Genomic DNA, 20,177 nt, shown 5'->3' with positions numbered 1-20,177 from the left:
ATATGTCAGCTCTTAATCTCGAAAAATTAATTAAATGGCGTCGCGAATTTCACCAATATCCAGAAATTGGTTGGTCTGAATTTCTTACAACAGCAAAGATCGTTAAAGAATTACGTAGCTTAGGTTTAGAAGTTAAAGTTGGCCCTGAAGTTATCAACCAAGAGTTCGCTTTTGGTCGTCGTCGCCAAGTCGTTGAGAAAGGGCTGGCTATTGCAAGAAAACACAATGTTGATGAAGCACTGCTTGATGAGATGAAAGAACTCACAGGCTGTGTGGCTATCTTTGACAGTGGTAAAGCAGGTCCAACAGTAGCACTGCGTTTTGATATCGACTGTGTGGGTGTTAACGAAGCAACTGAAACTGAACACCGTCCTCATGCCGAAAACTTTGCTTCTTGTCACGCGGGTGAGATGCACGCTTGTGGTCACGATGGACATATCTCTATCGGTTTAGGTGTTGCTCACTGGTTAGTTGAGAATAAAGATAAAGTGGTTGGTAAAGTTAAAATTTTATTCCAACCAGCAGAAGAAGGTGTTCGTGGCGCGCGAGCAATGGCTGAAAGTGGTATCGCAGATGATGCAGATTACTTCTTAGGTGCACACTTAGGCTTTATCGCAAACAGTGGTGAAATTGTTATTAACCCAACACATTTCTTATGTACCACTAAATATGACTTCCGTTTTAAAGGTGCGCCATCTCACGCAGGTGCAGAACCAGAATTAGGCCGTAATGCATTAGCAGGCGCTTGCCATGCAGCAACACAAATGCTGGGTATTTCTCGCCACGGTAAAGGAATGTCACGTATCAACATCGGTGTATTAAAAGCCGGTGAAGGTCGTAACGTCACCCCAGCTAATGCTGAAATGCAAATCGAAGTTCGTGGTGAAAACGAAGAGATCAACAGCTTTATGGCAGCAAATGCTGTACGTATGGCTGAAGGTGCAGCACATAGCTTCCAGTTAGAAATGGAAAGTGAAATTATGGGTGAAGCCGTTGACTTAACGAATGACCAAGAATTGATTGATGTAATGACCAAAGTTGTGGGTAAACACTCAGAACTAACAGCCGTTGCAACGCGCCCATTTGGTGGCAGTGAAGATGCAACAGTATTAGCAAAACGTGTACAACGTTGTGGTGGTAAATCACTGTACTTCGTTGTTGGTGCCGATAGAACCGCAGGTCACCATCAAGCAGGCTTTGATTTCGATGAAAAACAATTGATGACAGCTGTTAACCTTTATACTGGCTGTTTAGAAGAACTGCTGAAATAGTTTTTCAGTAATACAATCCAATAAAGCGCTCAATAGCAATATAGGGCGCTTTTTTTGTGCACAAAAAACCCAGCTCACTTGAACTGGGTTTTTCATTAATGCAAATAAGTTAATTTCTTATTTCACAACACGCAATGATGGTCGACCCGTTGGGCGAGGTGGCTCAGGATCATCATCAGGTGACGTGGCATCATCAGAAACAGATTTCTCAGTCACCAATGATAAAACTTCACCAACAGGTGCTTCTGAAGACTCTTGATGTTCCTCTTCAGCAAACTCTAATGATGCACCAGATTCATAAGCAGGCTCTGGCTCAAACATCATTCCCGCACCGTTTTCTCTCGCATAAATAGCCATAACAGCAGCTATAGGCACTCGTACTTTACGAGGTATGCCACCAAAGCTTGCACTAAATAAAACCTGATACGGCGTTAACTCTAAGTCATCTACTGCACGAGATGAAATATTTAGTACAATTTGACCATCGTGCGCATATTCCATCGGAACTTGAACACCAACAACATTCACATCAACAACAAGATGAGGTGTTAAATCGTTTTCAATGATCCAATCATAATGCGCACGTAATAAATGCGGACGACGCGGAGACATATCCATAATCTCCATATTCTATTACCCTCTTGAAGGTAAGCGCATCTCACGCTCTGCTTCAGTTAATGAGGCAAGGAATGAATCGCGCTCAAAAACACGTTGCATATAAATTTGTACATCTTTAGCACCAGCACCGCTTAAATCCACACCGAGCACTGGTAAACGCCATAATAGAGGAGAAAGATAGCAATCTACTAAGCTGAACTCTTCACTCATAAAGTAAGGATATTCTTTAAACACAGGAGATACAGCCAATAGCTCTTCAGCTAACTGTTTACGAGCAGCATTTGCTTGCTGTTCAGTTCCTTTTTCAATGGTATTCATTAAAGAATACCAATCATGCTCAATACGATGCATCATTAAACGGCTGCTACCACGAGCAACAGGATAGACAGGCATTAAAGGAGGATGAGGGAAGCGCTCATCAAGATATTCCATGATGATACGTGAATCATACAGAGTCAGCTCACGATCCACCAAAGTCGGTACACTTTGGTAAGGGTTTAGATCGATAAGATCCTGTGGAAGATTACCAGCTTCAACCTGTTCAATTTCAACACTGACACCTTTCTCCGCTAGGACAATTCTGACCTGATGGCTGAAAATATCAGTCGGACCGGAAAACAAAGTCATTACCGAACGTTTGTTGGCAGCGACAGCCATGAAAACCTCCAAGTTAATCAATTAAAGAAATGAATTAGCACGATGCCTTTTCCATTTCCCCATTCCTAAAAGACAAGCACACAAACGCAGTAGACCTAAATAAACATTTAAGTGATTAACTGCATTGGGTAACTACCTGTAACAGTGTTATCGTGGGATAATCATATTTTACAGGGTTAAAAACTTACCTGTCTTTGCGGCACATATCATTATCAAGTAATACCAAAATAATCATTCAACAATCATTATTGTCATAATAATTTTGGTATGACTTTCAAACTCATCACAGATATTACAATCAACATGCCCATTAGCAACATGATGAAGTTATGGAAAGAAAGACACCAAAGCCCACTATTCTACCAGAATTCATGTTACTTAGGGGGACTAATACAAATAATTCAATACAATATGCTATACTACCCTAAAAGTAAGATTATAATATCAAAAAATAAAATTATTTAGAGGCAAAATCTAAAAAATGGGTTTTTTGATACCATTGTTATCTTACATAAAGCTTGTTTTATGAAAAACAGTACCATGTATTAGCAACATGATGTTTTTATTATTAATAAGTACAAATAAGTCAAAAATAAAAAACCCGCCTGTGAAGACGGGTTTTCAACATCAAATTGATATCTAAAGATAACAAATTAACGTTTAGAGAACTGTGGACGACGACGTGCTTTACGCAGACCCACTTTCTTACGTTCAACAGAACGCGCATCACGGGTTACGAAACCAGCTTTACGCAGATCAGAACGTAGAGTCTCATCATATTCCATCAGTGCACGAGTGATACCGTGACGGATCGCGCCAGCTTGACCAGAAATACCACCACCTTTAACAGTGATGTATAAATCTAATTTACCCAGCATATCAACTAATTCCAGCGGTTGACGAACAACCATACGTGCTGTTTCGCGGCCGAAGTAAACTTCTAGGCTACGTTTGTTGATTACGATATTACCGCTACCTGGCTTAATGAAGACACGTGCGGAAGAACTTTTGCGGCGACCTGTGCCGTAGTATTGATTATCAGCCATTGCCTATTATCCCGATTAAATGTCCAGAACTTGCGGTTGTTGTGCCGCGTGGTTGTGCTCAGATCCTGCGTAAACTTTCAGTTTACGGTACATCGCACGACCCAGAGGCCCTTTTGGCAGCATGCCTTTTACCGCGATTTCGATTACACGCTCAGGACTACGGGCGATCATCTCTTCGAAAGTCGCTTGTTTGATACCACCTACGTGACCAGTATGACGGTAGTAAACTTTGTCAGTACGTTTATGACCAGTTACCGCCACTTTCTCAGCGTTTAAAACGATGATGTAATCACCAGTATCAACGTGCGGAGTGTATTCCGCTTTGTGCTTACCGCGTAAACGGCTAGCAATTTCAGTTGCTAAACGGCCTAAAGTTTTGCCGTCTGCATCAACAACGTACCAGTCGCGTTTTACGGTTTCTGGTTTAGCTGTAAAAGTTTTCATTATTGAAAATTACCCAATGTTTAGTTACACGTTGGTGAACGCTCGGTTCAAATACTATTGAGGTTCACACGACTCTTGTGTCCAGCAAACCTACCCCTTCGAGTAGCACTGCTGACTCTAAAATGCGAGTTTTTTGGGAAATAAAAAACTTGCTGCAACGTGGGGTCGCAAGATTATAGAGAAGTCAGAAAAAAAAATCGAGTCATAATTGAAAAACAATTGAATTCTTTTTCAATATTTCAGCGAAAAAAACGAATTTAGCACTTTTTTCTGATTTGACTGATAAATTCTTGCTACCTGAAGAGAAGAATTGTTCCTATCCAGAGCGCTTGTAAGTTACCTAATGCTTTCTATTTTCATAGAAAAAAACATCAAGCAACTTAACCTGCGTCATCCTACCATAACGAAAGATGACTTTCTTCAAGAATTAAAAATTAAGCGAGATGAGGTTGTACTAAATATTCTTCACTTTGCATCTCTTGTAAACGTGATAAGCAACGTTGATATTCAAACTGTAAAAAATCACCTTGGTAAATCACATTCATTTCAACATCGGCATTAATAATCAGTTTCACTCTACGTTCATAAAATTCATCAACTAATGCTAAAAATCGGCGCGCAACATCTTCATTTAACGCGTTCATTTGCGTCATTTCATGTAATAAAACTGTATGATAATGCTTAGAGAGTTCGATGTAATCGAGCTGGCTACGCGCTTCCACACATAAGGTTGCAAAATTAACTGCCAGCACACCATTAGCGACTTTTCTGACTTTCATCGGCCGATGATTAATGGTTAAAGTCACATCGGTTTGTGGTTCACTGGTGACGAGGTGAGAAAAAACCCTCTCCATTTCCTGACGATTTTTATCGTTAAGTGGAGATAAAAAAAGATGCGCTTGTGTTAACGTTCTTAAACGATAATCAATACCTGCATCAACATTTAAAATGTCACAATGGTGTTTGATCTGTTCTATTGCAGGTAAAAAACGAGAACGTTGCAATCCATTACGATAAAGCTCGTCAGGTGGAATATTTGATGTTGCTACTAACGTGATGCCTCTGGCAAATAACGCTTCAAGCAAAGTACCTAAAATCATTGCATCAGTAATATCAGAAACGAAAAACTCATCAAAACAGAGCACATCGGTTTGCGCTTTAAATCCATCGGCAATAATTTCTAGCGGATTTTCATGACCTTGTAAGTTTTTCAGCTCTTCTTGAACACGTAACATAAAGCGATGGAAGTGTAAGCGAAGCTTTCGTTCTGTCGGCAGACTTTGATAAAACATATCCATCAACCATGTTTTACCTCGACCTACACCGCCCCACATATATAACCCACGTTCTGGTGCAACAATCTGTTTTTTTTGCGAATTCGCCCGAATAATCGTTGTGTTAGCGAATTTTTTTCTGGTGGAGTCTCTTTTAATAATGCATGGTATATCTGTTGAAGATGGAGAACAGTTTTTCGCTGAACATCATCAGGTTGATAATCACCTTGCTTCAATGCGGCTTCATAAAGTGATAACGGCGTACTAACAGTCATGAATGCCCTCTTATCCTTAATTTTCTGACATACTGATTTGTGTCTGTCGAATGGCTCTATTATAAGCATTAAGAATTGTTTTAACATCAACGTAACACAGGAATTTCATATTAAGCTTAAGGATATTATTCCACCCATGCCTTTTAGCGGTTATGATGTTATAAAAATCCATCGTCCTCACTATTAGATGAAAAGGAGTTGCCATGGTTTGGGTTTATGCACTGATTGGATTAGTTGTAGGTCTTATTATCGGCGCACTCGCAATGCGTTACGGTAACAGCACCCTTCGCCAACAAGATGCTATAAAAGCAGAGTTAGATACAAAAAAAGAAGAACTTGATACTTATCGCAATGAGCTTGTCAGCCACTTTGCTAGAAGCGCTGAACTATTAGATAACATGGCGAAAGATTACCGTCAGCTTTATCAACATATGGCAAAAAGCTCTAATGAGCTCATGCCTGATATGCCTGAGCAAGAAAATCCATTTAACTACCGATTAAGTGAATCTGAAGCTGCAAATGATCAATCCCCAATAAAAATGCCACCTCGTGATTACTCCGAAGGGGCATCTGGATTGTTCAGACCTACAGAGAAAAAAGACAGTTAATCTTAAAACGCCACATTTTGTGGCGTTTTTTCTTTCTAATAAACATCACAAAATGACAATTATTTGCTATGGTTTTAAAGATAGCTTTTGTCTTGTAAATCCGTGTAAAAGGAAGAAAAGCACATCATGTCTTAATGAACTTTCCTCTGTCAGTACAGGTCTTAGTGACATCGTGCTCATTTTGAGCAACAACTTTTATTTTGATAACTGTATCAAGAGACTCTAATTCATGTTGACTAAAAAAAGAAAATTATTACTTAGTGCATTAGCAATGAGTATCGGACTTTCACTCTCTACTATTCCAGCAACCAGTATGGCCGCGTTGCCTGCAGTTATGCCATCAGGTGAACAGCTACCAAGCCTTGCACCAATGTTAGAAAAAGTGTTACCTGCTGTTGTCAGTGTGCACGTTTCAGGAACACGAGTGCAAAGCCAGCAAGTCCCTGAAGAGTTCAAATTCTTCTTTGGTCCAAATTTTCCATCACAACAACAAAGTATTCGCCCTTTTGAAGGCTTAGGTTCTGGTGTCATTATTGATGCACAAAAAGGCTACGTATTAACAAACAACCACGTTGTTGATGGTGCAGATAAAATCCAACTACAAATTAATGATGGGCGTGAATTTAATGCAAAATTAATTGGTAGCGATCCACAAACAGATATCGCATTACTGCAAATTGAAAAACCAACTAATTTAACTGCAATTAAAATGGCAGACTCGGACCAGCTACGTGTTGGTGACTTTGCAGTTGCAGTGGGTAACCCATTTGGTTTAGGCCAAACAGCAACGTCTGGCATTATCTCCGCATTAGGCCGTAGCGGTTTAAATCTGGAAGGTTTAGAGAACTTTATCCAAACCGATGCATCTATTAACCGTGGTAACTCTGGTGGTGCGCTCGTGAACTTAAATGGTGAGTTAATCGGAATTAACACCGCTATTTTAGCTCCGGGTGGTGGCAACATCGGTATCGGCTTCGCCATCCCAAGTAATATGGCGCGTGATCTTAGCCAACAACTGATTTCTCATGGTGAAGTTAAACGTGGCATCTTAGGTATTCGTGGTACAGAAATGAATTCTGATCTGGCGAAATCCTTTAATATTGATGCACAACGCGGTGCTTTTGTCAGCGAAGTTTTACCTGATTCATCCGCCTCAAAAGCAGGCATTAAACCGGGTGACGTTTTAATTTCAGTTGATGGTAAACGAATCAATAGCTTTGCTGAGTTAAGAGCTAAAGTGGGTACAACACCTCCGGGTAAAGAAATTCTGATTGGCTTAATCCGTCAAGGTAAACCAATGGATGTTAAAGTGACATTAGAGAAACAATCCGCTGATGCAACACGAGCAGATAACTTCTCTCCTGCACTACAAGGTGCCACATTAAGTAACTATGTGAATAAACAAGTGAAAGCTGTTGCTGTCGATTCGGTAGAAAAAGATTCTGCAGCAGCCGCATTTGGTTTACAGAAAGGCGATCTTATTATTGGCATCAATAATACACCAATTACATCACTAGGCGACTTACGCAAAGCCATTGATGCTAAACCGCCTGTTCTTGCACTGAATATTCAACGTGGTAATGAAGAAATTTATCTGCTATTACGTAATGCACCGCGCTAAGAAGTAAGCTTTAAAACTATCTAATTTATTGATTTCCTTAGCCCTATAATTTCCATTATAGGGCTTTTTTTATAGCTATTTTTGATAAGAGTCATTGGCTTAAAAGGGGATTTTATGCGCTGAGCGATGCTTTCATAAGTGAAACTATGTTATTCTCACTGCTCCTACGCGAATAATTTCACAGTCAGACATAAATATAGGATTTTTATGTTAACTAAGTTACTGCGATCAACTCTAATTGGTCTTCTCACAGCAGCAATTCTTTTGATTGCAGTTCCTTCAATTCGCCCTATTTTTATTGAACGCCTACTTAATGGCGATTTTCTCAATGCGCCTTTTAGCTATAATACTGCGGTGCGACGAGCAGCCCCTGCTGTTGTTAATGTTTATAGCAGTACCATGGGGAGCTTTTCTCAAGAAGGGCGTGAGCTAACATCTTTAGGTGCTGGCGTCATTATGGATGGTCGTGGTTATATTCTGACGAATCAGCATGTTATTAATAATGCTGATCAGATCCTTATCGCCCTCCAAAATGGTGATCTTTATGAAGGTTTACTTGTTGGATCGGATCCTTTAACCGATCTTGCGGTATTAAAAATTGATGCCGATAAACTCCCTACAATCCCGATTAATACTAAACGAATTTCTCATGTTGGTGATGTCGTACTCGCTATCGGTAATCCATTTAATATTGGGCAAACTATTACACAAGGGATCATCAGTGCTACAGGACGTGTTGGATTAAGTCCAACCCGTTACCAAAATTTCCTGCAAACGGATGCCTCAATCAATGAAGGTAACTCTGGCGGCGCACTAATTAATACCGAAGGTGAACTAGTCGGTATTAATACTATGACATTTGATTCAGGGACCTATAACGGATACCGCCCTACAGCAGAAGGATTAGGCTTCGCTATCCCGACAGAACTTGCAGTTAAAATTATGAATAAACTAATTCGTGATGGTCGTGTTATCCGTGGTTTTATTGGTATCACAGCAAAAGAATTACCAAGAATTCGCTCATCAAATACAGATATTAAGCAAATTCAAGGATTGCGAATTTTTAGGATCACACCAAATGGTCCAGCGGATAAAGCAGGAATAAAAACTGGTGATATCATCCTTAGCATTAATCATGCACCAGCAACTTCCGCAATGGAAATGATGGATTACATTGCAGAGACTCGCCCCGGCACAGTATTACCCGTTACGTTATTACGTGAGGGTAATGAACTTAATGTTAATGTGACTATTTCTGAATACCAGCCAGAATAATAACTAACAAAAAATCTTCTTAATTATTGGTTAATAAGGAGATTTCATATAAAACGTCGCACTTTGTAAGCAACTTTCTTTAAAGGTTTCGGTATTGCGATAGTCCTCTAATGTACTGTGATTACAACCACTATATTGTCCTTCTTTAGTACCATCATTTTGCCAGCCACAAACCGGACAGATCTCAAAAAATGCCTCATCTTTGTCTTTAAAGACAAAATAATGACAAGCGACACAACTCACTTCGAGTGGAAGGTGACAACTGCGTTTCTCTATCAAAGTAATCTCCTACAACAATAACGAATAAAGCGAGATTTTATTCATTTTTATTCGGTTTACTCGCGAGTGCATTATGTTCAACAGCATGCCAAATTTTTTCGGCTTTCCGTCCAATTAAAATCAGTGAAATAGCCAAAATAAAGAAGAAAATCGCACTATGTAAACTATCCCAGAAATATTCAAAGAATCGGGTATAAAGGTTAATACCAAGGAATGTTAGACCGAATCCTCTTAACATACCGTCATCTGTTTTCAGGCTAATATAAATACAGATAACTGAAACAACAACAAATAACAGTGCCCAAGGTAACAATTTTATACTTGATGTGTAATACCATGTATCAGGATCGTAATTGCCGAAAATAGACATTATCCATAACGCAATAAACAGATAAGTGAGCCCCATTATTTTTGTCATGGTAAATAAACGGCGCTGTACCAATACATTTTGTAGAAAATAACAACCTGCTAATAATACCGCGCCAAAGAAAACAAAGCGGATAGGATAGTTCATTCCTAACCAATAAGCGCCCCAACCAGAGACATATCCTGTTTCAGCACCAAACCAATTTCCTAACATCAATAAGAAGAATAACCACACCAACGAAGAGCGACTGATAAATCCAATTGCACCATAAATGACACAACCAATTAGAAAGAGAGGAGCAATATGACCACTACCGGTATCCAGTAACTCTCCTAGTTGCCAAAGAAAAATAGCGGTAAACATCACACCTAAAAAGAGAATAAACTCAGTACTGTAATGCCACTGTGTTTCTCTTCGCTGACGTTTAAATCCCCAAAAATAGAGTGCTGAAGCAATAAGTGCAGGAGATACCACACGCATAATTTCAGAAACACTAAAAATTTCAATGAGATAATAAATTAATGCACTATCACTAAAAATGCTACCAGCTGCAATAATCAAACACACCATCGCTATCCAGAATGCATAACGACTCAGCCGTTTCCAATCAAAAGGAATTCGGTGCAATGTACTTCCTAACTGCCGATGTTGTTGTTCTGAAATCTCACCAGATTGTTGCCATTCATCCAGTGCTTGACGAACTAGGCGCTCTTGTTTCCTTGTTACCTGCATATTCATTTCTTCCTTTTAGCTCATAGAAATTTTTCTAAAACAGGTCTATTTTTCTTACTGTATCTTGCCACGAAAGAAATGCCTTATGAATTATCCTATTCTATTGAAATAATGCGCAAAAAAAACCACAGCACAACAATGCGCTATGGTTTTAAATCGCTAAAAAGGGTAACTAAAATAGATTAGTCATTAGCGCGTAAACGTTCTATTTTCGCCCCTAATCCTTGTAATTTAGCTTCAATATTTTCATACCCACGATCGATATGATAGATACGATCAACAATGGTTGTGCCTTCAGCAATACACCCCGCAAGGACTAAACTTGCAGAAGCACGTAAATCCGTTGCCATCACTTGTGCACCTGAAAGTTTTTCAACACCATGGCATAACACAGTATTACTTTCGATTTCAGCGTGAGCGCCCATGCGAATTAACTCAGGAATGTGCATAAAACGATTTTCAAAAATGGTTTCAGTGATCATCCCAGCACCTTCAGCTACTAAGTTTAAAAGGCTAAATTGTGCTTGCATATCGGTTGGAAAACCCGGATGTGGCGCAGTACGCAAGGTTACCGCTTTAGGGCGTTTACCATGCATATCAAGGCTTATCCAATCTTCACCTACTTCAATATCCGCGCCTGCTTCACGTAATTTTGCCAATACAGCATCTAATGTGTCTGGTTTCGCATTACGACAAACAACATGACCACGAGAAATCGCAGCAGCAACTAAGAAAGTCCCTGTTTCAATACGATCCGGTAGGATTTGATAAGTGCCACCACCAAGGCGTTCTACGCCTTCAATCGTAATGCTATCAGTACCTGCACCGCTGATTTTAGCACCTAATGTATTAAGGAAGTTGGCGGTATCTTCAATTTCAGGCTCTCTTGCCGCATTCTCGATGATAGTTTTGCCTTCCGCTAATACTGCCGCAGTCATAATAGTGATAGTGGCGCCCACACTCACTTTATCCATGACAATATGCGCGCCTTTTAAACGCCCATCAACACGTGCTTTCACATAACCTTCATCCAGAGTGATCTCAGCACCTAATTGCTCTAAACCTGTAATATGAAGATCAACAGGACGAGCGCCAATGGCACAACCACCGGGTAAAGAAACCTGACCTTGACCAAAGCGTGCGACTAACGGCCCTAACGCCCAAATAGAAGCACGCATGGTTTTAACCAGCTCGTAAGGTGCACAAAATTCATTGATATTACGAGCATCAACGAAAACAGAGCCATTACGTTCAACATTAGTTCCTAAGCGATTAAGCAACTTAATCGTTGTATCGATATCTTTTAATTTAGGAACATTCGTTAATTCTACTGGCTCTTCGGCAAGGATCGCAGCGAACAGGATTGGCAGTGCAGCATTTTTTGCGCCTGAAATATTGACCTCACCTGATAAACAGGTTGGTCCTTGTACTCTAAATTTATCCATCTGTAGAACTCTCTTTTTTATTTTGCTGTACGCTGTATACCTACTGAATCAAAGCCCGTTAAGTTTACGATCCCTCTTCCACTCTTCAGGTGTGTAGGCTTTAATAGACAAAGCGTGAATACGGTTATCTGCAATATATTCCATCAAAGGGGCATAAATGGTTTGTTGTTGTTTGACTCTGCTCATTCCCTCAAACATTGCGCCGACAACGACAACTTGAAAATGACTACCATCACCATTGACGATGACTTCATCTAAAGACAGGCTGTCCATTAATACTTGTTTGATTTCATTTGTATCCATAATTGCTTAATCTCAACGTTAAAATAATAATCAGTCGTCTATCCTAATGGAATCCGCCCTACTCTTAAACCATCAAAAACCCCCTTAATGATAAAAGTATCACGAAGGGGGCTTTTTAATACCGTTACTCAAAATCTGTGTTAGGCAATATTCATAATTTCATCAAGATCATAGAGTGTAATTAAGGTTTGAAAACGCTCACTTACACCTTGAATAATAAATTGACGATTTCGCTCTTCCATTTCTGCTTTTAAATGAACAAAAAGTGCCAATCCTGTTGAATCAATATGCCCTAAAGCAGAAATATCAATGATATTAATATCAGCTAATAATGCTTTACGTTGTTGCCAAACAGACAATAACGTTTCACGATCTAGCGTTCCTTGGAAATAGAGGACATCCTCTTTTTTTTCCCAATTTAACGAAGCTGACATGTTATTTTTTCTCATCCAGAGTGATTGGTGTTTTAGCACTGATTTCTAACTGTTTTGTTAAACCATCAACACCTTTAGAATTTAAAATATCTGACCACTCATTCTGTTTTGTTGTGATCATGCTGACACCTTCAGCAATCATATCATAAGCTTGCCATTCACCTGTCTTACTGTTTTTACGCCATTGGAAATCGAGGCGAACAGGTGGGCGACCATTTGTATCGATAATAGTAACGCGAATAGTGAGATTTGTTTTATCTGCGAACGGTTTTGCAGGCTCAATACGGTACTCTTGACCTTCATACATCGCTAATGCTTGGCCATAAACTTGAGCAAGATATGCTTCAAATGCAGTGAAATAAGCATCACGTTGCGCTGGTGTTGCATTACGATAATGTGGCCCTAGCACTAATGCCCCTGCATATTTAATATGTACATAAGGCAGTAATTCTTGCTGAACAATTTGGCGTAAAACTTCAGGATTTTTACGAATTTCAGGCTGTTCATTTTTTAATTTACTAAAGGTCTTTTGCGCTGCATCTTCCATTAATGCGTAAGGATTGGTTTTGTCTACTGCCATTGCAAAAGGCGTTATCACTAATAGTGCGACCATCAATAAGCGTTTAAACATACGTTCGCGTCTCCTCAAATAGGGTTTCAATAATACGATGCATTTATTACGCTAAATCTAGCTAAATGTATAAGTGCATCGTATAGAAATTAATGATTAAGGTAATGCTGGATGTTCTTCAGTCGGTTCAGATTCAGATTTTGCTGAATTATCACCATCACCCGTTTTATAAAGGAATTGACCAATAAGATCTTCCAACACCATTGCTGAATTGGTATTTGTGATCCGTCCCCCATCTTTTAACAAAGTAGAATCTAATGCTTCATCATAAAAGCCTAAATTCAATGCAAGGAACTGCTCACCTAATAAACCAGATGTACGAATAGACAATGAGCTACTTTCTGGAATATGGTCATAAATGCTCAGAATATCGAGAGCAACTTCTGGGCGATAGTTCCCTTCATCTTCTTCTTTTAAGGTGATAGAAGAAACGCGACCAATCACCACACCACCAATCTTAACTGGGGAACGTTCTTTTAACCCACCAATATTACCAAAGCTGGCATAAACGCGATAAGTGGGTTGATTACCCATTTCTTTAATATCAGCCACTTTTAGGCATAAGAAAATCACAGCGGCTAACGCAATCAGAACAAATAGACCAACCCAAACTTCAATTTTTTTACTTTGCATGACTTAGTTCCCAAACATCAGTGCGGTTAGCACAAAATCTAAACCCAATACGGCTAACGAAGAATGAACAACAGTACGTGTTGTTGCTCTGCTAATCCCTTCTGATGTTGGGATTGCGTCATACCCGTTAAAAAGCGCTATCCAAGTGACGGTGATGGCAAAAACGACACTTTTAATAAAGCAATTCACTAGATCAAGTCGCCATTCAACGGCACCTTGCATCGATGCCCAGAAAAAGCCTTCATCGATCCCTTTCCAATCCACACCAACAATGGCACCACCCCAAATACCGATGGCAACAAAAATAAGTGAAAGCAATGGCATACTAATAAGACCAGCCCCAAAACGGGGGGCAACAACACGTCTTAAAGGATCGACAGCCATCATTTCTAAACTAGAAATTTGCTCTGTGGCTTTCATTAAACCGATTTCAGCGGTTAAGGCTGAACCCGCACGACCCGCAAATAATAGTGCCGTGACAACTGGGCCTAATTCTCTTAACAATGAAAGTGCGACCATCATACCTAGACTAGCTTCAGCACTAAAGGTTGTTAAAACAAGATAGCCTTGTAATCCCAACACCATGCCAATAAATAGGCCAGACACCATGATAATTAATAAGGATTGAACACCAACGTTATACAATTGCTTCAGTAAAAGAGGCCACTGTTTACGAAATTCAGGCTTACCAACTAATGCTCTAAAGAGCATAATGCCGGCTCTACCGAAGGTTGCAAAAATCGCCAACGCTCTAGTGCCAATGCGAGATAATAAATTTATCACGTACTAATTTCCTCGTCCTAATAGGTCGTCCTGATAATCTCCCGCAGGAAAACGGAAAGGTACAGGGCCATCAGCGATCCCATCTAAAAACTGTCTTACTTGCCTATTTGGATTATCCTGTAATTCTTGTGCACTACCTTGAGCAATAACTTTCTGTTCCGCAACAATATAGGCGTAATCTGCGATACTTAACACTTCGGGTACATCATGGGAAACCACAACACAAGTCACACCCAGCGCATGGTTTAACTCATCAATTAACTTAACAAGCACCCCCATTGTGATAGGATCTTGCCCAACAAAAGGTTCATCAAACATAATCAGTTCAGGATCAAGCGCAATAGCCCTTGCTAATGCGGCTCTTCTCGCCATACCGCCTGATAATTCAGAAGGCATTAAGTTTGCCGCCCCACGTAACCCCACGGCTTCAAGTTTCATCATCACCGTTGTACGGATCAATGCTTCAGGTAAATTTGTATGCTCTCTTAGCGGAAAAGCTACATTTTCAAACACATTCATGTCGGTAAAAAGGGCACCGGACTGAAAAAGCATACTCATTTTCTTTCTTGCTTGATACAACGCAGAACGTGATAGCGCAGGAATATTGTCGCCATCAAACCAAATTTCACCACTATCTGGAAGGATTTGTCCTCCCATTAGGCGTAACAAGGTTGTTTTACCAATCCCTGAAGGGCCCATAATTGCAGTCACTTTTCCCCTCGGTACCACAAGATTGATCTCAGAGAAGATCTTTCTGCTACCGCGAGTGAAGTTCATATTGCGCACTTCAATTAAATTGTCAGATTGTGCGTTCATGAATAAAACATCCTCAAGCCTGTCTGCATAAACGAATTTTTACACTATTTTGGCAGGTCATTCACTATGTTACAAAGAAATCACCACTATTTAGCAATTTATTGCACGGTTAATTTTACTTTTCGTGCTTGGCTAGTCAAAATATGGTTAATTAGCAAAACCTTTTGACAATATGTTTTTTATCAGCCCTGTCTTATTGGTTTTTTCTTTATTCGCTCATTGTTGGAAAACTGATGGCATGTTGATTACTTTGTCTCTTTTAATTCTTGGGTTGATGTTACTCGTTTATGCATCAGACCGATTAGTTTATGGTGCGAGTGTTTTTGCGCAATCGTTAAAAATCCCCCCCCGCTGTTATCGGTATCTTAATTGTTGGTACAGGGACTTCACTACCTGAGCTTTTTATTTCAACGGATGCCGCAGTTCATAATTTACCTGATATCGCTATCGGGACAGCTATTGGCTCTACACTCACCAATCTTCTCCTTATCGCGGGTATTGGCGCAATGATTTACCCCATGAGCATTCAGTCCGCAGTGCTAAAAAAAGAGCTTCCATTGATGATTATCGTCATCATGCTCGTTGGCATTATTGTTTCTAGCGGAGAGCTAGGGCTTAGAGAAGGCACTCTGCTCTTTTTTATTGGTTTTGCATCCATTTTTCTCATGATAAAAACAATGCATAAAACACTAACACAAGAGCGCCACGTGTTACCTTTAGAAACCTTAACGCGTTTTGAATTACAGACAAATCCCCGTAATTCTGTTGCCCTTTTTTGGGTTGTTATTGCGTTACTGATTATTCCAGTTGCAACTCAAATGATATTAGACAATGTCTTTATTCTAATGCAACAGTATCATTTTAGTGGCTTTTTTGTTGGTTTAACCTTGCTATCCATTGGTACAAGTTTACCTGAATTAGCAACGACTATCGTGGCCGCACTCAGACGTGAAAATGAATTAGCCTTAGGGAATATTATAGGTGCTAATATTTTCAACCTGACATTTGTTTTAGGAATGCCAGCATTACTTTCACCAAGCACATTTAATATCAACACTTTTTATTTTAGTTTTGCTGTACTTGGTGTGGCCAGTTTACTGTTTTCTCTCTTTTCATTAGGGCGAAAGCAACGCCTCAACCGCGGAAAAGGGATATTCTTATTAGTTTGCTTTATTATTTATATTACGGTGTTGTGCGTCGCACATTCTCTCTTAACCTAAAATAAATGGTACAAAAAAATGACCGAGTTTGATTTTCAGCAAGCAGGAAAAAAGGTTCTTCATATTGAACGTGATGGATTAGCTGAACTAGAACAATACATTAATGATGATTTCACTCTTGCCTGTGAAAAAATTTTTCACTGCCAAGGTCGAGTTATTGTCATGGGAATGGGTAAATCTGGTCATATTGGACATAAGATTGCCGCAACATTCGCTAGCACAGGAACACCTTCTTTTTTTGTTCACCCCGGTGAAGCAAGCCATGGCGACTTAGGTATGGTAACAGAAAAAGATATCGTTCTAGCGATTTCAAACTCAGGTGAAGCCAGTGAGATCCTCGCACTTATTCCGGTACTGAAACGTAAACAGATAACACTGATTTGTATGACACGCACGCCTCAAAGTACAATGGGGAAAGCGTCTGATATTCATCTTTGTATCAAAGTCCCTAAAGAAGCTTGTCCTTTAGGTCTTGCACCAACAACCAGTACAACAGCAACCTTGGTAATGGGGGATGCGCTAGCGATCGCTCTTTTACGTGCTCGTGGTTTTACCGCTGAAGATTTTGCCCTTTCTCATCCTGGTGGTGCATTAGGCCGTAAATTACTCCTTCATGTCAGTGATTTAATGAATAAAGAGGAAGATATTCCACGTGTCACTAAAGATGCCACTTTACGTGAAGCACTTGTCGAAATAACCCGTAAAAAATTAGGTATGACCGTTATTTGCGATGATAGCATGCAGATCAACGGTATCTTTACTGACGGTGATTTACGGAGAATATTTGACTTAGGGATAGATCTGAACAATGCCAAAATCTCAGATGTGATGACAAAAGGCGGTATTCGTATTCGCCCTGATTGTTTAGCCGTTGAAGCACTAAATTTAATGCAAGCAAAACATATCACCTCGCTATTAGTCACAGAACAAGATAGTGATATCCTGTTAGGTGTTTTACATATGCATGATTTATTACAAGCGGGTGTTGTATAAGATATTCATAACGTTCGAAGGATAAAAATGAATACAATGATAGAAACTTGTTATGGTGCGGTAAGTCAGCAAATCATCAAAAAAGCAGAAAAAATCCAATTGCTGATTTGTGATGTTGATGGTGTGATGTCTGACGGACTTATTTACATGGGTAATAATGGCGAAGAATTAAAAGCCTTTAATGTCCGTGATGGATATGGCATCCGTTGTTTGCTTACATCAGGCATTGAGGTTGCTATCATTACAGGTCGTCAATCTAAACTGTTAGAAGATCGTGCTAAAACCCTTGGCATTACATATCTTTACCAAGGTCAGCATAATAAGCTTTTGGCGTATCAACAACTGTTAGATACACTAAACCTTGAACCTGAACAAACAGCCTATATTGGTGACGACCTGATTGATTTACCTGTAATGGAAAAAGTGGGACTTTCTGTCGCCGTAGCTGATGCTCATCCATTACTTACACCTCGTGCTAATTATGTAACCCGCATTGCGGGTGGTCGTGGTGCAGTACGAGAATTGTGTGATTTAATCCTTTTAGCGCAAGGTCGGCTTGAAGACGCTAAAGGTCTTTCGATTTAACGTATAACGACACAGAATGAATAAATTAAAATCCTGGTTTACCTTAATTCTTGCCATTATCGCCCTTGGGCTGATTGGCTGGAACTACACTAATAACACTGAACTCGGTGATGGTGCGATTGTTGAAGATGGTCAGCCAACCTATCAATCCAAATCATCGATATCTTTTGTTTACGAGCCAACGGGTATACTCGGATATAAACTTGTTGCTGATGATGTCAAAAATTATGCTCAGCAAAAGTTTACGTGGTTTACTAACCCTGTCTTAACCACCTATTCACCGACAGGGGATGCAACATGGACGGTACGCGCCAATAAAGCCAAGCTAACAAACAGTAAAATGCTCTATCTTTATGGCGATGTTCAAATTGATAGCTTAACGGATGACTCTCAACTACAGAGAATAAGCACAGATAACGCTATCGCAAATTTGGACACACAGGATGTTTCCTCTGATGATGAAGTGACTATTATCGGCGTCGGACTGAAATCAGTCGGCTTAAAAATGCGAGGCAATCTGCGCGAGAAACGTGCAGAGCTGATTGAAAAGGTAAACACCTATTATGAGATCCCTAATGAATCAAAAAATCCGTAATACACTGATTATCGGCACACTTTTAGCGATAAGTGTACCTGCGATGGCGCTTAAAGATGACACACAACAACCTATTGTTGTGAACTCAGAGAAACAATCGCTTGATCTAGAAAAGAACGTCACAACCTTTACACAAAATGTTGTGATCAAACAAGGATCTATCGACATTCGTGCTGATAAAGTTGTTGTCACACGCCCAGGTGGTGACTCCAAAAAAATCGTTATAGAAGCATTTGGTAATCCCGTAACTTTTTATCAGTTACAAGATGATGGCAAACCAATCAAAGGTCGTGGCGACAAGATGACCTATGAAATGGATAAAGAGTTAATGACCTTAACGGGTAAAGCCTATCTTGAACAATTAGACAGTAATATCACCGGTGATAAGATCACTTATCTCGTCCCAACTCAGCAAATGGAAGCTTTTAGCGGTAAAGGTAAACAAGTGACTACTGTTTTACTGCCTTCCCAGTTGCAAGAGAAAGGCCCTGGTGTTAACAACAAAGGTAAGTAACACTTTATGGCGCTGTTAAAAGCTGAAAATTTAGCAAAAGCATACAAAGGGCGCACCGTTGTCGGTGATGTAAGCCTGAACGTTAATTCAGGTGAAATTGTCGGCTTACTTGGACCAAATGGTGCAGGTAAAACAACCACATTCTATATGGTTGTTGGCATTGTCGCTCGTGATGCTGGTAGTATTACAATTGATGATGAAGACATTACGCTGTTACCGTTACATGAACGAGCACGTAAAGGCATTGGCTATCTTCCTCAAGAGGCATCTATTTTTAGACGCTTAAGCGTTTATGACAACATTATGGGGATCTTAGAAATCCGCCATGATTTAACGCCTGAAGAACGAAAAGATCGCGCAGAAGAACTGCTAGAAGAGTTTAATGTCAGCCATTTACGTAACAGCTTAGGACAATCATTATCGGGGGGTGAACGTCGCCGCGTTGAAATCGCACGAGCATTGGCCGCAAACCCTAAATTCATTTTATTAGATGAACCTTTTGCGGGTGTTGACCCTATTTCGGTATTAGATATTAAAAAAATTATCCAGCATCTACGTGATTATGGATTAGGTGTACTGATTACTGACCATAATGTTCGTGAAACATTAGATGTGTGTGAACGTGCTTACATCGTCAGCCAAGGTCACCTTATCGCTCATGGTTCACCCGAAGAAATTCTTGAAAATGAGCAAGTTAAACGTGTTTACTTAGGTGAAGGCTTCCGCCTGTAATCTTTGATTCACTTTTACTCTGTCAT

General features: G+C 39.9%; 23 protein-coding genes and 1 pseudogene. 10 read left to right on the top strand and 14 right to left on the bottom strand.

Annotated elements, in window-relative coordinates; genetic code table 11:
* Window positions 1-2 precede the first annotated feature (2 nt).
* Window positions 3-1,271: an amidohydrolase gene (locus CUB63_RS15075; protein WP_072063760.1), complete on the top strand. Its 1,269-nt coding sequence runs from the start codon at window positions 3-5 to the stop codon at window positions 1,269-1,271.
* 117 nt (window positions 1,272-1,388) lie between these two features.
* Here CUB63_RS15075 and sspB read toward each other — a convergent pair whose 3' ends face one another.
* The 5 genes and pseudogenes from sspB to zapE all read right to left on the bottom strand — a co-directional run bounded on the left by sspB (window position 1,389) and on the right by zapE (window position 5,585).
* A complete protein-coding gene (gene sspB, locus CUB63_RS15070; RefSeq protein ID WP_006535323.1) occupies window positions 1,389-1,898 on the bottom strand; it encodes a ClpXP protease specificity-enhancing factor in 510 nt (169 codons plus the stop codon).
* 6 nt (window positions 1,899-1,904) lie between these two features.
* A complete protein-coding gene (gene sspA, locus CUB63_RS15065; protein ID WP_072063762.1) occupies window positions 1,905-2,546 on the bottom strand; it encodes a stringent starvation protein SspA in 642 nt (213 codons plus the stop codon).
* A gap of 653 nt (window positions 2,547-3,199) precedes the next feature.
* Window positions 3,200-3,592, bottom strand: coding sequence for a 30S ribosomal protein S9 (gene rpsI / locus CUB63_RS15060; RefSeq protein WP_004245284.1), 393 nt, complete (start codon window positions 3,590-3,592; stop codon window positions 3,200-3,202).
* A 15-nt stretch (window positions 3,593-3,607) separates the two neighbouring features.
* Window positions 3,608-4,036, bottom strand: a complete 429-nt coding sequence (gene rplM / locus CUB63_RS15055) for a 50S ribosomal protein L13 (RefSeq protein ID WP_006535327.1) — start codon at window positions 4,034-4,036, stop codon at window positions 3,608-3,610.
* A 434-nt stretch (window positions 4,037-4,470) separates the two neighbouring features.
* A pseudogene (gene zapE, locus CUB63_RS15050) lies at window positions 4,471-5,585 on the bottom strand (cell division protein ZapE).
* A 203-nt stretch (window positions 5,586-5,788) separates the two neighbouring features.
* Here zapE and zapG point away from each other — a divergent pair.
* From zapG to degS, 3 genes are all read left to right on the top strand, one after another.
* A complete protein-coding gene (zapG, locus tag CUB63_RS15045; RefSeq protein WP_072063764.1) occupies window positions 5,789-6,193 on the top strand; it encodes a Z-ring associated protein ZapG in 405 nt (134 codons plus the stop codon).
* A gap of 229 nt (window positions 6,194-6,422) precedes the next feature.
* Window positions 6,423-7,814 carry a serine endoprotease DegQ gene (gene degQ / locus CUB63_RS15040; protein WP_109399356.1) on the top strand — a complete coding sequence of 464 codons (1,392 nt, stop codon included), beginning with the start codon at window positions 6,423-6,425 and terminating at the stop codon, window positions 7,812-7,814.
* Between the two features lie 207 nt (window positions 7,815-8,021).
* A complete protein-coding gene (degS, locus tag CUB63_RS15035; protein ID WP_072063766.1) occupies window positions 8,022-9,089 on the top strand; it encodes an outer membrane-stress sensor serine endopeptidase DegS in 1,068 nt (355 codons plus the stop codon).
* 30 nt (window positions 9,090-9,119) lie between these two features.
* Here the strand turns inward: degS and CUB63_RS15030 are convergent, their stop codons facing one another.
* The 9 genes from CUB63_RS15030 to mlaF all read right to left on the bottom strand — a co-directional run bounded on the left by CUB63_RS15030 (window position 9,120) and on the right by mlaF (window position 15,512).
* Window positions 9,120-9,368: a CPCC family cysteine-rich protein gene (locus CUB63_RS15030; RefSeq protein ID WP_072063767.1), complete on the bottom strand. Its 249-nt coding sequence runs from the start codon at window positions 9,366-9,368 to the stop codon at window positions 9,120-9,122.
* Window positions 9,369-9,405: 37 nt separating this feature from the next.
* Complete coding sequence (locus CUB63_RS15025; protein ID WP_109848408.1) at window positions 9,406-10,467, bottom strand: DUF2157 domain-containing protein; 1,062 nt, start codon at window positions 10,465-10,467, stop codon at window positions 9,406-9,408.
* Window positions 10,468-10,649: 182 nt separating this feature from the next.
* Window positions 10,650-11,912 (bottom strand): UDP-N-acetylglucosamine 1-carboxyvinyltransferase, encoded by a 1,263-nt coding sequence (murA, locus tag CUB63_RS15020; RefSeq protein ID WP_072063769.1) that lies wholly within the window; start codon window positions 11,910-11,912, stop codon window positions 10,650-10,652.
* A gap of 48 nt (window positions 11,913-11,960) precedes the next feature.
* The gene (ibaG, locus tag CUB63_RS15015) at window positions 11,961-12,215 is read right to left on the bottom strand and encodes a BolA family iron metabolism protein IbaG (RefSeq protein WP_006535338.1); all 255 of its coding nucleotides are present in this window, start codon (window positions 12,213-12,215) and stop codon (window positions 11,961-11,963) included.
* Between the two features lie 140 nt (window positions 12,216-12,355).
* Complete coding sequence (gene mlaB, locus CUB63_RS15010) at window positions 12,356-12,649, bottom strand: lipid asymmetry maintenance protein MlaB (RefSeq protein WP_072063770.1); 294 nt, start codon at window positions 12,647-12,649, stop codon at window positions 12,356-12,358.
* Window position 12,650: 1 nt separating this feature from the next.
* Window positions 12,651-13,280, bottom strand: a complete 630-nt coding sequence (gene mlaC, locus CUB63_RS15005; RefSeq protein WP_072063771.1) for a phospholipid-binding protein MlaC — start codon at window positions 13,278-13,280, stop codon at window positions 12,651-12,653.
* Window positions 13,281-13,376: 96 nt separating this feature from the next.
* Window positions 13,377-13,913 carry an outer membrane lipid asymmetry maintenance protein MlaD gene (mlaD, locus tag CUB63_RS15000; protein WP_006535342.1) on the bottom strand — a complete coding sequence of 179 codons (537 nt, stop codon included), beginning with the start codon at window positions 13,911-13,913 and terminating at the stop codon, window positions 13,377-13,379.
* Window positions 13,914-13,916: 3 nt separating this feature from the next.
* Window positions 13,917-14,696: a lipid asymmetry maintenance ABC transporter permease subunit MlaE gene (gene mlaE / locus CUB63_RS14995; protein ID WP_109848407.1), complete on the bottom strand. Its 780-nt coding sequence runs from the start codon at window positions 14,694-14,696 to the stop codon at window positions 13,917-13,919.
* A gap of 3 nt (window positions 14,697-14,699) precedes the next feature.
* A complete protein-coding gene (mlaF, locus tag CUB63_RS14990) occupies window positions 14,700-15,512 on the bottom strand; it encodes a phospholipid ABC transporter ATP-binding protein MlaF (RefSeq protein ID WP_006535345.1) in 813 nt (270 codons plus the stop codon).
* Between the two features lie 356 nt (window positions 15,513-15,868).
* Here mlaF and CUB63_RS14985 point away from each other — a divergent pair, with 356 nt between their 5' ends.
* The 6 genes from CUB63_RS14985 to lptB are packed head-to-tail and all read left to right on the top strand — an operon-like array spanning window position 15,869 to window position 20,151.
* The gene (locus CUB63_RS14985) at window positions 15,869-16,732 is read left to right on the top strand and encodes a calcium/sodium antiporter (RefSeq protein ID WP_338133899.1); all 864 of its coding nucleotides are present in this window, start codon (window positions 15,869-15,871) and stop codon (window positions 16,730-16,732) included.
* Window positions 16,733-16,750: 18 nt separating this feature from the next.
* A complete protein-coding gene (gene kdsD / locus CUB63_RS14980) occupies window positions 16,751-17,725 on the top strand; it encodes an arabinose-5-phosphate isomerase KdsD (protein ID WP_072063775.1) in 975 nt (324 codons plus the stop codon).
* A 27-nt stretch (window positions 17,726-17,752) separates the two neighbouring features.
* The gene (gene kdsC, locus CUB63_RS14975) at window positions 17,753-18,310 is read left to right on the top strand and encodes a 3-deoxy-manno-octulosonate-8-phosphatase KdsC (RefSeq protein WP_109848406.1); all 558 of its coding nucleotides are present in this window, start codon (window positions 17,753-17,755) and stop codon (window positions 18,308-18,310) included.
* 16 nt (window positions 18,311-18,326) lie between these two features.
* Window positions 18,327-18,905: an LPS export ABC transporter periplasmic protein LptC gene (gene lptC, locus CUB63_RS14970; RefSeq protein ID WP_006535350.1), complete on the top strand. Its 579-nt coding sequence runs from the start codon at window positions 18,327-18,329 to the stop codon at window positions 18,903-18,905.
* The gene (gene lptA, locus CUB63_RS14965; RefSeq protein ID WP_006535351.1) at window positions 18,886-19,419 is read left to right on the top strand and encodes a lipopolysaccharide ABC transporter substrate-binding protein LptA; all 534 of its coding nucleotides are present in this window, start codon (window positions 18,886-18,888) and stop codon (window positions 19,417-19,419) included. Before lptC ends, lptA begins: the two co-directional genes overlap by 20 nt.
* Before the next feature lie 6 nt (window positions 19,420-19,425).
* Entirely contained in the window at window positions 19,426-20,151 is a 726-nt protein-coding gene (lptB, locus tag CUB63_RS14960; RefSeq protein ID WP_006535352.1) for an LPS export ABC transporter ATP-binding protein, read from the top strand.
* The last annotated feature ends 26 nt before the right edge of the window (window positions 20,152-20,177 follow it).

The sequence above is a fragment of the Proteus penneri genome (assembly GCF_003144535.1).
Taxonomy (GTDB): Bacteria; Pseudomonadota; Gammaproteobacteria; order Enterobacterales; family Enterobacteriaceae; genus Proteus; species Proteus penneri.
This window is presented reverse-complemented; position numbering and strand designations above follow the sequence as displayed.

Excerpts from the sequence above, each read along its gene's own strand:
- CUB63_RS15075 (WP_072063760.1), top strand. The coding sequence starts at position 3 with ATGTCAGCTCTTAATCTCGAAAAATTAATTAAATGGCGTCGCGAATTT.
- sspB (WP_006535323.1), bottom strand. The coding sequence starts at position 1,898 with ATGGAGATTATGGATATGTCTCCGCGTCGTCCGCATTTATTACGTGCG.
- sspA (WP_072063762.1), bottom strand. The coding sequence starts at position 2,546 with ATGGCTGTCGCTGCCAACAAACGTTCGGTAATGACTTTGTTTTCCGGT.
- rpsI (WP_004245284.1), bottom strand. The coding sequence starts at position 3,592 with ATGGCTGATAATCAATACTACGGCACAGGTCGCCGCAAAAGTTCTTCC.
- rplM (WP_006535327.1), bottom strand. The coding sequence starts at position 4,036 with ATGAAAACTTTTACAGCTAAACCAGAAACCGTAAAACGCGACTGGTAC.
- zapG (WP_072063764.1), top strand. The coding sequence starts at position 5,789 with ATGGTTTGGGTTTATGCACTGATTGGATTAGTTGTAGGTCTTATTATC.
- degQ (WP_109399356.1), top strand. The coding sequence starts at position 6,423 with ATGTTGACTAAAAAAAGAAAATTATTACTTAGTGCATTAGCAATGAGT.
- degS (WP_072063766.1), top strand. The coding sequence starts at position 8,022 with ATGTTAACTAAGTTACTGCGATCAACTCTAATTGGTCTTCTCACAGCA.
- CUB63_RS15025 (WP_109848408.1), bottom strand. The coding sequence starts at position 10,467 with ATGCAGGTAACAAGGAAACAAGAGCGCCTAGTTCGTCAAGCACTGGAT.
- murA (WP_072063769.1), bottom strand. The coding sequence starts at position 11,912 with ATGGATAAATTTAGAGTACAAGGACCAACCTGTTTATCAGGTGAGGTC.
- ibaG (WP_006535338.1), bottom strand. The coding sequence starts at position 12,215 with ATGGATACAAATGAAATCAAACAAGTATTAATGGACAGCCTGTCTTTA.
- mlaB (WP_072063770.1), bottom strand. The coding sequence starts at position 12,649 with ATGTCAGCTTCGTTAAATTGGGAAAAAAAAGAGGATGTCCTCTATTTC.
- mlaC (WP_072063771.1), bottom strand. The coding sequence starts at position 13,280 with ATGTTTAAACGCTTATTGATGGTCGCACTATTAGTGATAACGCCTTTT.
- mlaD (WP_006535342.1), bottom strand. The coding sequence starts at position 13,913 with ATGCAAAGTAAAAAAATTGAAGTTTGGGTTGGTCTATTTGTTCTGATT.
- mlaF (WP_006535345.1), bottom strand. The coding sequence starts at position 15,512 with ATGAACGCACAATCTGACAATTTAATTGAAGTGCGCAATATGAACTTC.
- kdsD (WP_072063775.1), top strand. The coding sequence starts at position 16,751 with ATGACCGAGTTTGATTTTCAGCAAGCAGGAAAAAAGGTTCTTCATATT.
- kdsC (WP_109848406.1), top strand. The coding sequence starts at position 17,753 with ATGAATACAATGATAGAAACTTGTTATGGTGCGGTAAGTCAGCAAATC.
- lptC (WP_006535350.1), top strand. The coding sequence starts at position 18,327 with ATGAATAAATTAAAATCCTGGTTTACCTTAATTCTTGCCATTATCGCC.
- lptA (WP_006535351.1), top strand. The coding sequence starts at position 18,886 with ATGAATCAAAAAATCCGTAATACACTGATTATCGGCACACTTTTAGCG.
- lptB (WP_006535352.1), top strand. The coding sequence starts at position 19,426 with ATGGCGCTGTTAAAAGCTGAAAATTTAGCAAAAGCATACAAAGGGCGC.